General features: G+C 65.7%; 10 protein-coding genes. 5 read left to right on the plus strand and 5 right to left on the minus strand.

The window, feature by feature from the left end:
- The first annotated feature begins 80 nt into the window (after nt 1-80).
- The 3 genes from CFE35_RS07540 to lpdA are packed head-to-tail and all read left to right on the plus strand — an operon-like array spanning nt 81 to nt 5,621.
- Nucleotides 81-2,921 carry a 2-oxoglutarate dehydrogenase E1 component gene (locus CFE35_RS07540; RefSeq protein WP_292929588.1) on the plus strand — a complete coding sequence of 947 codons (2,841 nt, stop codon included), beginning with the start codon at nt 81-83 and terminating at the stop codon, nt 2,919-2,921.
- 31 nt (nt 2,922-2,952) lie between these two features.
- Nucleotides 2,953-4,179, plus strand: coding sequence for a 2-oxoglutarate dehydrogenase complex dihydrolipoyllysine-residue succinyltransferase (gene odhB, locus CFE35_RS07545; RefSeq protein WP_292929590.1), 1,227 nt, complete (start codon nt 2,953-2,955; stop codon nt 4,177-4,179).
- Between the two features lie 41 nt (nt 4,180-4,220).
- Entirely contained in the window at nt 4,221-5,621 is a 1,401-nt protein-coding gene (lpdA, locus tag CFE35_RS07550) for a dihydrolipoyl dehydrogenase (RefSeq protein ID WP_292929592.1), read from the plus strand.
- 72 nt (nt 5,622-5,693) lie between these two features.
- Here the strand turns inward: lpdA and CFE35_RS07555 are convergent, their stop codons facing one another.
- A complete protein-coding gene (locus CFE35_RS07555; protein ID WP_292929594.1) occupies nt 5,694-7,883 on the minus strand; it encodes an EAL domain-containing protein in 2,190 nt (729 codons plus the stop codon).
- A gap of 97 nt (nt 7,884-7,980) precedes the next feature.
- Between CFE35_RS07555 and CFE35_RS07560 the strand changes: the two genes are divergently transcribed.
- Both CFE35_RS07560 and CFE35_RS07565 read left to right on the plus strand, forming a co-directional pair.
- On the plus strand, nt 7,981-8,658 hold the full coding sequence (locus CFE35_RS07560) for a TRIC cation channel family protein (RefSeq protein ID WP_292929596.1): 678 nt from the start codon (nt 7,981-7,983) through the stop codon (nt 8,656-8,658).
- Nucleotides 8,658-9,074, plus strand: a complete 417-nt coding sequence (locus CFE35_RS07565) for a DUF2147 domain-containing protein (protein ID WP_292929598.1) — start codon at nt 8,658-8,660, stop codon at nt 9,072-9,074. The genes CFE35_RS07560 and CFE35_RS07565 overlap by 1 nt, the downstream gene beginning before the upstream one ends.
- A 79-nt stretch (nt 9,075-9,153) precedes the next feature.
- Here CFE35_RS07565 and CFE35_RS07570 read toward each other — a convergent pair whose 3' ends face one another.
- From CFE35_RS07570 to CFE35_RS07585, 4 genes are all read right to left on the minus strand, one after another.
- Nucleotides 9,154-10,152, minus strand: coding sequence for an NADPH:quinone oxidoreductase family protein (locus tag CFE35_RS07570; RefSeq protein ID WP_292929600.1), 999 nt, complete (start codon nt 10,150-10,152; stop codon nt 9,154-9,156).
- Nucleotides 10,153-10,228: 76 nt separating this feature from the next.
- The gene (gene leuD / locus CFE35_RS07575; protein WP_292929602.1) at nt 10,229-10,819 is read right to left on the minus strand and encodes a 3-isopropylmalate dehydratase small subunit; all 591 of its coding nucleotides are present in this window, start codon (nt 10,817-10,819) and stop codon (nt 10,229-10,231) included.
- A 64-nt stretch (nt 10,820-10,883) separates the two neighbouring features.
- A complete protein-coding gene (locus CFE35_RS07580; protein WP_292929604.1) occupies nt 10,884-11,057 on the minus strand; it encodes a hypothetical protein in 174 nt (57 codons plus the stop codon).
- Between the two features lie 121 nt (nt 11,058-11,178).
- Nucleotides 11,179-12,111, minus strand: coding sequence for an OmpA family protein (locus CFE35_RS07585; RefSeq protein ID WP_292929606.1), 933 nt, complete (start codon nt 12,109-12,111; stop codon nt 11,179-11,181).
- Nucleotides 12,112-12,262 lie beyond the last annotated feature (151 nt).

Here is a 12,262-nt window from a genome sequence, read left to right on the forward strand (position 1 = left end):
GCGGTTTGGGCGGCGCATTCCGCCCTTGGGAAAGCAAGCGGTCCGAAGCCCCACCCTCCCCGGGGCAAGAGGAGTGACATATGGGTTATGAAGAGCGCGCGTTTGAAGTGGATCCCTTGCAGGAGGGTCCGCAGGCAGGGCCTTCATGGGCTTCGGCGCGCTGGCCGGTAACTGATCCGGGCGCGGGCGACGACCTGACCCGCGCGCTCGATCCGATGGCGCTCAAGCAGGAAATCGCCAAGGCGGCGAAGGCCGCTGGCGCGCCGATGGATGAAGCCGCGCTGGAAGCGGCGGCGGGCGCCTCGATCCGCGCGATGATGCTGGTGCGCACCTACCGCGTGCGCGGGCATCTGGCGGCGGACCTCGATCCGCTGGGCCTGGCGCGGCAGGAGCTGCCCGCAGACATTACTCCCGAATATCATGGCTTTGTTGGCCCCGACCTCGACAAGAAGGTGTTTGTCGGCGGCGTGCTGGGCATGCAGTGGGCCACCCCGCGCGAGATCGTGGCCGTGCTACAGCGCAACTACTGCGGCAAGGTCGGCCTCGAATACATGCACATCGCCGACGTGGAGGAGCGCAAGTTCCTGCAGGACCGCATCGAGGGCGGCGACAAGTCCATCGACTTCACCCCCAACGGCAAGAAGGCGATCCTCGCAGCCGTCGTGCGCGGCGAGCAGTACGAGAAGTTCCTCGGCAAGAAGTATGTCGGCACCAAGCGGTTCGGGCTGGATGGCGGCGAATCGATGATTCCGGCACTCGAAGCGGTCATCAAGTATGGCGGCCAGCTCGGCGTGCGCGAGATCATCTACGGCATGGCGCACCGCGGCCGTTTGAACGTGCTGGCGAACGTGCTGGCCAAGCCCTACCGCGTGATCTTCCACGAGTTTTCCGGCGGCAGCGCGAACCCCGAGGATGTCGGCGGTTCGGGCGACGTGAAGTATCACCTTGGCACCAGCACGGACCGCGAGTTCGACGGGATCAAGGTTCACATGAGCCTGCAGCCCAACCCGAGCCATCTGGAAACGGTGGACCCGGTGGTGCTGGGCAAGGCGCGCGCGCAGCAGGTGTTCCGCGAGGATATCGGGCCGGGCAAGCACAAGCAGGTGCTGCCGATCCTGATCCACGGCGATGCCGCCTTTGCCGGGCAAGGCATCGTGTGGGAGTGCCTCGGCTTCTCCGGCGTGAAGGGCTACAACACCGGCGGTTGCCTGCACTTCATCATCAACAACCAGATCGGCTTCACCACCAGTCCGCAGTTCTCGCGCGGTTCGCCTTATCCGTCTGACGTGGCGAAGGGCGTGCAGGCGCCGATCATCCACGTGAATGGCGATGATCCCGAAGCGGTGACGTTCGCGTGCAAGCTGGCGATCGACTACCGGCAGAAGTTCGGCCGCGACGTGGTGGTCGACATGTGGTGCTATCGCCGCTTCGGCCACAACGAAGGCGACGAGCCCAGCTTCACCCAGCCGCTGATGTATGCGCGGATCAAGCAGCATCCGGCAGTTTCCGAAGTCTATGCGCGCCGCCTGATCGATCAGGGCGTGATCGACAAGGACTGGAAGGGCGGAACCGAGGACCGCTTCGTCGCCACGTTGGAGGCCGAGTTCGAGGCAGCCAAGGGCTACAAGGCGAACCATGCCGACTGGTTTGGCGGGCGCTGGAGCGGGCTGAACAAGCCGGCGGACCCGGAAACCGCGCGGCGCAACGTGGCGACCGGCATCGACCAGAAGCGGTTCGACGCGCTGGGCCGGACGCTGACGACAGTGCCCGAGGACCTGACGATCCACAAGACGCTGGGCCGCGTGATCGAGGCCAAGAAGGCGATGTTTGCCGAAGGCGAAGGCTTCGACTGGGCGACCGGCGAGGCACTGGCGTTTGGCAGCCTCTTGACCGAAGGCTTCAACGTGCGGCTTTCCGGGCAGGATTCGGGGCGCGGCACGTTCAGCCAGCGCCATGCGGTGTGGGTCGATCAGACGAGCGAGCGCAAGTTCGTGCCGCTGACCACCCTGCCCCACGGCAAGTTCGAAGTGCATGACAGCCCGCTGAGCGAATACGGCGTGCTGGGCTTCGAATATGGCTATGCCAGCGCCGACCCCAAGACCTTGGTGCTGTGGGAAGCGCAGTTCGGCGATTTTGCCAACGGCGCGCAGATCGTGATCGACCAGTATATCGCGGCCTCCGAAGCCAAGTGGCTGCGCGCCAACGGCCTCGTGATGCTGCTGCCGCATGGCTATGAGGGACAAGGGCCGGAGCATTCCTCGGCAAGGCTGGAGCGCTATCTCCAGCTCTGCGCCGAGGACAATATCCAGGTGTGCAACATCACCAGCCCGGCCAACTACTTCCACGTGCTGCGCCGGCAGATGCAGCGGCCCTTCCGCAAGCCGCTGATCATCATGACCCCCAAGAGCCTGCTGCGCCATCCGCTGGCGAAATCGAAGGCTTCGGACTTCGTTGGTGAGGGGCACTTCATGCGCATCCTCTCCGACCTCAGTCCGGCGTCGGACGCGGAAACCAGGCGCGTGGTGCTGTGCAGCGGCAAGGTGGCCTACGATCTGATCGAGGCGCGCGATGCGGCGGGGATCACCGATACGCAGATCATCCGGCTGGAGCAGCTCTATCCCTTCCCGGGCGAGCCGCTGGCGCTGCGCCTTTCGCGCATGGCGAACCTCGAAGAGGTCGTCTGGTGCCAGGAAGAGCCGAAGAACAACGGGGCATGGTTCTTTGTGGAGCCGCTGATCGAGGATGCCTTGAAGGCGGCTTCGAGCAAGGTGAAGCGGGCGCGCTATGCCGGGCGCAGCGCGGCGGCTTCGCCCGCCACGGGCCTTGCCAAGCGCCATGCGGCTGAACAGGCTGCGCTGGTGAGCAATGCGCTTTCGCTATCGGTGCGCGGCGAACTGCGCCGGACCAAGAAGAAGGCCTGACGGCCACATTTTTTCTCAGGAAGACAATACCATGTCTATCGAAGTGAAAGTTCCGGTGCTGGGCGAAAGCGTCAGCGAAGCGACGGTGGGCCAGTGGCTGAAGCAGCCCGGCGAGGCCGTGGCGGTGGATGAACCGATTGCGAGCCTCGAGACCGACAAGGTCGCGGTGGAAGTGCCCTCGCCCGTCGCGGGGATCATGGGCGCGCATGTCGCCGCCGAGGGTGATACCGTGGCGGTGGGCGCGCTGCTGGGCCTGATCGAGACGAGCGGTGTGGCGGCTGCGGCTCCGGCGGCGGCGGCTCCTGCTGCTGCTGCCCCGGCAGCTACTTCGGTTTCTGGGGCGGCGGACGATGCGGCGGCGCTTTCGCCTGCGGTGCGCCGCGCGGTGCTGGAGCATGGGATCGACCCGGCCACGGTGCGCGGGACCGGCAAGGACGGACGCCTGACCAAGGAAGACGTGCTGGCGGCGGCGGCTTCGAAGCAGGCGGCGCCGGCTCCGGTGGTTTCGGCTCCGGCCCCTGCCCCGGTTGCTGCTCCGGTCGTGACCGTTGCGGGCGAGCGGCGCGAGGAGCGGGTCAAGATGACCCGCCTGCGCCAGACCATCGCCAAGCGGCTGAAGCAGGCGCAGGAAACCGCCGCGATGCTGACCACGTTCAACGACGTGGACATGAGCGCGGTGATGGAAGCGCGCGCGAAGTACAAGGACGTGTTCGAGAAGAAGCACGGCGTGAAGCTGGGCCTGATGAGCTTCTTTGCGAAGGCATCGGTGCTGGCGCTGAAGGATATCCCCTCGGTCAACGCGCAGATGCAGGGCGATGAGATCGTCTACTTCGACTACGTCGATATTTCGGTCGCGGTTTCGGCGCCCAACGGTCTGGTCGTGCCGGTGGTGCGCGATGTCGACAAGATGAGCTTTGCCGGGATCGAAAAGGCCATCGCCGACTACGGCAAGAAGGCGCGCGACGGCACGCTGACCATGGCCGACATGGCAGGCGGCACGTTCACGATCTCGAACGGCGGCGTGTTCGGCGGGCTGATGTCCACGCCGATCATCAACCCGCCGCAGTCTGCCGTGCTCGGCCTGCACCGCATCGAGGACCGGCCGGTTGTGCGGGGCGGTGAGATCGTGGTGCGGCCGATGATGTATATCGCGCTTTCCTATGATCACCGCATCATCGACGGCCGCGAGGCGGTGACGGCGCTGAAGACGATCAAGGAAGCGATCGAGGATCCGACCCGCCTGCTGATCGATATGTGATCGGCCAAGCCTTGCTTCGGCGGGGCGCAGGAGTTTTGAACATGGCTGAATACGACTACGACGTCCTCATCATCGGTGCCGGTCCTGGCGGCTATGTCGCGGCGATCCGGGCGGCGCAGCTGGGGCTGAAGGTAGCTTGCGCCGATGGGCGCGAGACGTTGGGCGGCACGTGCCTGAATGTCGGGTGCATTCCTTCCAAGGCGCTGCTGCACGGCTCGGAGAAGTTTGCCGAGGCCGTGGACGGGACGTTTGCCAAGTACGGGATCAAGACCGGGCCGGTGACGCTCGATCTGGCGGCGATGCAGCAGCAGAAGCTGGATTCGGTGAAGCAGCTGACCGGCGGGATCGAGTTCCTGTTCAAGAAGAACAAGGTGACCTGGCTCAAGGGCTATGCCGCGTTCGAGGATGCGCACACGGTTTCCGTGGCGGGCACGAGCGTGACCGCGCGCGATGTGGTGATCGCAACCGGTTCGAGCGTGACGCCGCTGCCGGGCGTGGCAGTGGACAACGACGCGGGCGTGGTGGTGGATTCCACCGGCGCGCTGGCGTTGGACCGGGTGCCGGAGCATCTCGTGGTGATCGGCGGCGGCGTGATCGGGCTGGAGCTGGGCTCGGTCTGGCGGCGGCTCGGCGCGAAGGTGACGGTGGTGGAATTCCTCGACCAGTTGCTGCCCGGCATGGACGGCGACATTCGCAAGGAAGCCGCGAAGATCTTCAAGAAGCAGGGCATGGAGATCAAGCTTTCCACCAAGGTGACCGGCGTTGCCGTGAAGGGCAAGACCGCGACGCTGACAGTGGAGCCTTCGGCAGGCGGCGCGGCGGAAACGCTGAGCGCGGACTGTGTGCTGGTCGCCATCGGGCGGCGGCCGAATGTGGACGGGCTGGGTCTGGAGAAGATCGGGCTGGAAGTGAACAAGCGCGGGCAGATCGAGACGGGGCATGATTTCCGCACCGCGGTGCCGGGCGTCTGGGCGATCGGCGATGTGATTCCGGGGCCGATGCTGGCGCACAAGGCCGAGGACGAGGGCGTCGCGGTGGCGGAGTTCATCGCCGGGCAGACGGGCATCGTGAACCACAACGTGATCCCCGGCGTGGTCTATACCTTCCCCGAGTTTGCGGGCGTGGGCCTGACCGAGGAAGCCGCGCGCGAAAAGGGCGAGATCAAGGTCTCCAAGTTCCCGATGCTGGCCAACAGCCGCGCCAAGACCAACCATGAGCCGGACGGCTTCGTGAAGGTGATCGCGGATGCGAAGACCGAGCGCGTGCTGGGGGTTTGGTGCATTGCCTCGGTTGCCGGGTCGATGATCGCGGAAGCCGCGCTGGCGCTGGAATTCGGCGCGACGGCGGAAGACATTGCTTATACGAGCCACGCGCATCCCACCCATGCCGAAGCGCTGAAGGAAGCGGCCATGGGGATTGGTGGCAAGCCGATCCATATCTGAGGGGTAATTACCCCTCCGTCAGCCCTGCGGGCTGCCACCTCCCCATTTGCACTTCGTGAAAATGGGGAGGAACTAGGCGCGTTTGCGGATTTCGACTTCGAGGAATTGCGGGGCGCTCTTGCTCGCCATGCGGGCGGCAGCGGCGAGCGCGGAGGGGCTGGCGCGGTAGCGCGTGACGAGGCCGCCGGCGCCGTCGCTGACGAGCGGGGTTTCGAACTCCGCGCCGATGATGGCGTCTTCCGAGCGGCTGACGGTGACGACGGCGAGCTGGCCCGCGCCGAGATCGAGCACGAGGCTGGTGCCGACGGGGACGCCGCCCAACCCTTCGATCCGCGCGCCGGTGGCGGAAAGATTGCGCAGCAGTGCCTCGTAGCGGTGGTCTTCGTGGATCACCCCGATGCGGCGATAGACCGAGCGGCGTTCGGGGCGGTGGCGCTGCGGGCCTTCGGGCGGGATGATGAGCTGCCCGCCTGCCATGCGTTCGAGCACCACGGCCTGGCGGAGCGGGAGCGAATAGAGAAAGCCCTGAATGAGCCGCGCACCCTTGGCGCAGACGACATCGCGCTGATCGAATGCCTCGACGCCTTCGACCGTGGTTTCCATGCCGAGCGCATCGGCAAGGCCGATGATTGCGGCGATGATCTTGGCGCTGTTCTGATCGCTGAGCGTGCAGCTTTCGACAAAGCTGCGATCGACCTTGAGCTTGTCAAACGGGGCCGCGCGCAGATAGCTGAGCGAGGAATAGCCCGTGCCGAAATCATCGAGCGCGAGGCGCACGCCGAGCAGCTTGAGCGCCTTGAACGCGGCATCGGTGGCCTCGCCATCGCCCATAAACACCGATTCGGTGAGTTCGAGTTCAAGCCGGTCCGGATCGAGGCCGGTATCCGCGAGCACATCGGCGACCACGCCGGGAAAATCGGGGTGGGCGAACTGCACCGCCGAGACATTGACCGCGATACGCAAGAGGTGCGGCCACGCGGCGGCATCGCGCGCGGCCTGGCGCAGGCCCCATGCGCCGAGGTGGAGGATCATGCCGGTATCTTCGGCGACCGGGATGAACACCGAGGGCGGGATGGCACCGCGCTGCGGATGCTCCCAGCGCATTAGCGCCTCGAACCCGACGACGGCGTGGTCTTCGGTGCGCACGACGGGCTGGTAGACCATCGCGAGCTGGGGTTCGTCCCAGCTGTCATCGGCGCCATCGACCGAGGCAATGGCATCGCGCAGCGCCTCTTCGAGCAGGCGGCGCTCTTCCTTCTCGTCCCTCAAATCTGACGAATAGAAGCGGAACTGGCCGCGTCCGCCGTGCTTGGCGGCATAGAGCGCGAGATCGGCGGCGCGAACGATCTCTTCGCGCTCGGTGCCATCGAAGGGGGCAATGGCCATGCCGACCGAGACGCCGATGACGACGTGGTTATCGTCGATGGAATAGGGCTGCGAAACGACCCCGATGATCTTGTCGGCCAGTTCGCCCAGCTTACCGCGATCTTCCTGATCGGCGAGCAGGATCTGGAATTCGTCGCCGCCCAGCCGCCCGATTTCACCGCTGGCGCCGACCACGCGGGTCAGGCGCTGGGCGACCTGGCGGAGGAGTTCATCGCCTGCGGGGTGACCGAGGGTATCGTTGACCTGCTTGAACCGGTCGAGATCGAGCATCATCAGCGTGGCCGGGCGCATGGTGCCCTTGAACGCGGCGAGCACCTGATCGACGCGGCGGGTGATGCGGTGGCGATTGGCGAGGCCGGTGAGCGAATCGAATTCGGCAAGGCGCGAATCCTCGATCCGGCGCTGGTATTCGGTGGTGATATCACGCGCGCTGCCCCGGTAGCCGTGGAAGGCGCCATCCGACCCGGGCTTTGCCACATCGAGCTTGGGCTGGCCCGAAAGCGCCCACCACGCGGGCCGCGCGCCGGGGCCGCAGCGCGCGGGCATCAGACGGACGGTGACATCGCTGAGCCGCGCGTGGGCACCGAGCTGGAACTGCAAGGGGCGGCCCGAGCATTCGCCGGGGTTTTCCGGATCGGTTTCGAACAGGCTGGTGAACAGCTGGCCGAGCAGCGCCTCTGCCGGAACCCCGAAGCGTTCGCAGGCGGCGGGCGAGATATAAGTCAGGTGGCCGGAGGCATCGGTGGCCCAGAACCAGCCGGAATGCCCGCGTTCGATATCCTCGAACACGGCCAGCCGGTGCTGCGCCTCATCATCGCCGAGGATCGGCGGATGCGGCGCCCGGGGGGCATTCCAGCTCTTGAGCAAGTTCTTCACCGGACGAGGCGTGCCTTCTGCAGGAAAGGACCGTTTCGGATTCCATCTTAGACGCGAGGTGGTTACTTTCGTACTAAGTGGAGTGTTAAGAAGCCTGATGAACAGCCTTGCCTTGCCCGCTGCGCCGCATGTGCCCGCAGCAGACGTGTTTGCCCTGATCGCCGCGCTCGATCCGGCAGGGATCGCGGTAACCGCGCTGAGCGGCGCGTTGCTGGCGGCGCGGATGCGGCAGACTTTCGTGACGATGGCGTTTTTCGCGGTGGTGACGGGCGTGGGCGGCGGCACGGTGCGCGACTTGCTGATCGGTGCGCCGGTGTTCTGGGTCCACAATGCATGGACCGCGCCGGTGTGCCTGGGCGTCGCGCTGCTGGTGTGGTTCAGCCCGGCGCGGTGGTGGCAGGGCGAGAGCACGCGCGTGATCGAATGGGCGGATGCAGCGGGGCTTGGCGCTTATGCCGTGCTCGGCACCGCCAAGGCGCTGGCGCTGGGCGTGGCACCGGTGCCAGCGGCGATGATGGGGGTAATCACCGGCTGCGTGGGCGGGGTGATCCGCGACGTGATCGCCGCGCGCCCTTCGATCATCATGCGGCCCGAGCTTTACGTGACGCCCGCCGCACTGGCTTCGGCAATCTGCGCGGGCGGGCATCTGGCAGGCCTGCCCAATATGGCCGGTTGGTCCGTAGCGGCGCTGGCAGGTTTCGGGCTAAGAGGCGCGGCGATCCATTGGCAGCTGGGGCTGCCGGCCTATGGGCCAAAGGACAAAGGGGACGCGTGATGGTGCGACAGGGGATGCTGGCCGGGGCGCTGCTGATGGCGAGTGCTTCGGGCGCGGCGGAGCAGGCGAGCCCTTATGGCCAGTGGCGCACGCCCGAGCGCGGCGGGCTGATCGAGGTTTCGCAGTGCGACGGCGGGCTTTGCGGCAAGATCGTGGGGGGATCGGGCGGCAGCGCGGACGACAAGTTTGACCGCAACAACAAGAACCCGGCGCTGCGCGGGCGGCCCTTGCTGGGGATGTATATCTTCCGGGGGCTCAAGCCGGCGGGCGGGAGCTGGAAGGGTTCGATCTACAATCCCAACGATGGCGGAACGTATGCGGCGACCGTTACGCTGAAATCAGCGGGCGAGATGACGGTGAAGGGCTGCGTGGTCTGGCCGCTGTGCAAGACGCAGGTCTGGGCCAAGGTGCGGTAGGAGGAAGTGCCCCTCCGACCCGCCTTTGGCGGGCCACCTCCCCATTTGCGTCTGCGACGAAAATGGGGAGGACCAAGGTTCAGTCCATCGTGACGACGACTTTGCCCACCGCCTTGCGGTCCGCCAGCATGGCGATGGCTTCGCCGCCGCGTGCAAGGGGGAAGCGGGCCGAGACGCGTGGGTTGATCTTGCCGTCCTTGAGGAGCGCAAACAATTCGGCGACATGAGCTGCGTTCTTTTCGGGATCGCGCGCAGTGAAGGCACCCCAGAACACGCCGCAGACATCGCAGGATTTGAGCAGCGTGAGGTTGAGCGGGAGCTTGGCGATGCCGGCGGGGAAGCCGACGACGAGGAAGCGACCTTCCCACGCGATGGCGCGGACCGCCGGTTCGGAATAATCGCCACCGACGATATCATAGACGATATCCGCGCCATTCGGGCCGCAGGCGGCCTTGAACGCATCGGCGAGGGCCTTGCTCTGGTCCTTGTCGAACGGGGGGCGGCCGTAGATGACGACGTCATCGGCTCCGGCCTCGCGCGCGGCGGCGGCTTTTTCTTCAGACGAGACGGCGGCCACGACGCGCGCGCCATAAGCCTTGCCGAGTTCGATGGCCGAAATGCCAACACCGCCCGCCGCGCCGAGGACGAGCATGGTATCGCCCGCCTTGATATGGCCGCGATCCTTGAGGCCGTGAATTGTGGTGCCGTAGGTCATCAGCAAGGACGCGCCGGTTTCGAACGACACGCCATCGGGCAGCGGGAACATGCGACCCGCATCGAGCGCGACCTTCTCGGCCAGCCCGCCATTGCCGCACATGCCGATGACGCGGTCGCCCACGTTCCATTGGGTGACGCCCTCACCCACGCTTTCGACGATCCCTGAGAACTCACCGCCCGGTGCATAAGGGCGCTGCGGCTTGAACTGGTACATGTCGCGGATCATCAGCGTATCGGGGAAGTTGATCGCGCAGGCCTTGACCGCGACGACGACCTGGCCGGGGCCTGCGGTCGGCTCTGCAACATCGTCGAGCGTAAGGGTTTCGGGGCCGCCAACGGCGTGGGTGCGCAGGGCTTTCATTTATCTCTCCGGTGCTTTGCTTGGCACCTTTGAGCCACGTTTTGACGGGCTTGGGAAGCCCTATTTAAGCGGGTGGTTAAGCCGGGTGGACGAGGAAGGGGCGTTCGGCGCTGGCTTTCGCTTCGTAGGCGCTGATGGCATCGCCGCGCGCCATCGTGAGGCCGACTTCATCGAGACCATTGAGCAGGCAGTGCTTGCGGAACGGGTCGATCTCGAACGTATAGCGGTCCTGGAACGGGGTCGTCACGGTCTGCGCTTCGAGATCGATGTGGACCGGCTCGGTTGCCGCGACTTCCATCAGGCGGTCGATCGCTTCCTGCGGGAGGACGACGGTGATGATGCCGTTCTTGAAGGCATTGCCCGAGAAGATATCGGAGAACGAGGGCGCAATGACCGCCTTGATGCCGAGATCAAGCAGCGCCCAGGCCGCGTGTTCGCGGCTGGAGCCGCAGCCGAAATTGTCACCCGCGATGAGGATCGGCGAGCCCTTGAATTCGGCTGAATCGAAGATGTTGTCCGGATCCTGACGCAGCGCCTCGAACGCGCCCTTGCCGAGGCCCTCGCGGCTGATCGTCTTCAGCCAGACGGCAGGGATGATCACATCGGTGTCGATGTTCTTGCGGCCAAACGGGATGGCGCGGCCTTCGATGATGCTGACAGGTTCCATGGACCGCGCCTTAGCCGTTGGGGCGGGCAATACGCAAGGCCGTGCTTGCGCACTGCCCGCGCGGTCAGTCGGTCTCGATGGGATCGACCGGCGGCTTGGGCTTGGCCTTTTCAGCGCGTTCCTTGCGGCGCGAGGAATAGAGCAGCGCTGCGGCGAGCGCCGCCGAGCCGATCGCGGCCCCGGCGATGGCGGCAGGGCCGGTCCAACTGCTGCTGTCCTTGTCGGTCTTTTTGGTCACGCCTGTGCTCCTTGAAACCCGCCCGCAACCCGGAAGTGGCCCCGCGAAGGGATGATTGCAAGCGGGCGAAGGGGGCTATCCGCAAGTGATTGCGGCGGGCGCCCCTTCGCGCGGCAAAGCATCAAAGCCCGTCGACAGCCTTGCTGACCATCACGTTGACCGAGACGCGGCGGTTCTGCGCGCGGCCTTCGGGGGTGGAGTTGTCGGCCAGCGGATTGGCTGTGGCCATGCCGCTGGGGGTGAGCATGCGGTACGGCTTCCAGCCGCAGGACTGCTGGAGATAATTGACCACGCGAGTGGCGCGCTGATCGCTGAGGCGCTGGTTGAGATCTTCGTTGCCCCGGTTATCGGCATAGCCGACCACCAGCATCACCGCGTTCTTGATGCCCTGCGCCTGCGTGGCGACAGCGCAGAGATCGGCCTTGCCCTGCTCCGTGAGCAGGGTCTTGCCCGAGGCGAAGTTCACGTTGGTGGTGGTCTTGATGTTGTATTCGTCGATATCGCCAAAGCGGGTGCGCAGGGCTTCAGTCATCGCGCGGACTTCGGCGGTGGCGGCGCTTTGCTCTTCGAAGCCCTGCTTGGTGCCGGTGCGGATCATGTTGGCGATCTTGAGATCCTTGTCCTTGAACTGGATATCAGCCGCCATCAGGGCATCGCCCGATTGCAGGGTGTGGACTGTGACGGGCAAGCCATTGAGCAGCGCGTTGGACGCAAGCTGCTGGCGGCTCATGCCGAACAGGCCCTTGCTGGAACGGATCCGGGTGAGATCGTTGACGTTGACGATGGTCTTGGTGCCATCGTCGGCCGTGATCTCCATGCGGTCTGCGCTGCGGCGCGAGATCACGCCCTTGATATCGGGGCCCTTGGGCTGCGTGGCGGGATCGCCCATGCCCGGCGCGACGGTGGTGCGGATATCGGCGGCGGCGGCAGGCTGCGGCTGGCCCTGCCCCTGATCAACGGGCGGAAGTTCCTGCGCGAAACCGGCAGCAGGCAGCGCTGCAGCGAGCGCGGCGGCGAGAACGAGAGCAGTCTGGCCCGGGTTAAAGGTACGCATCGGGTTCCTCCTTGAAGCGAATTCATGACGCCGTGGGAACGGCGCGGGCGGGGCCGGATCTTGCGCAGCAAGCTTATGCAGCGCGAAGATGAACGGCAACGCGTTCATCCCTGCTGGAGCAGGCTTTCTGCCACATGAACAGCCCGGTTCA

The sequence above is a fragment of the Novosphingobium sp. PASSN1 genome (genome assembly GCF_002278815.1).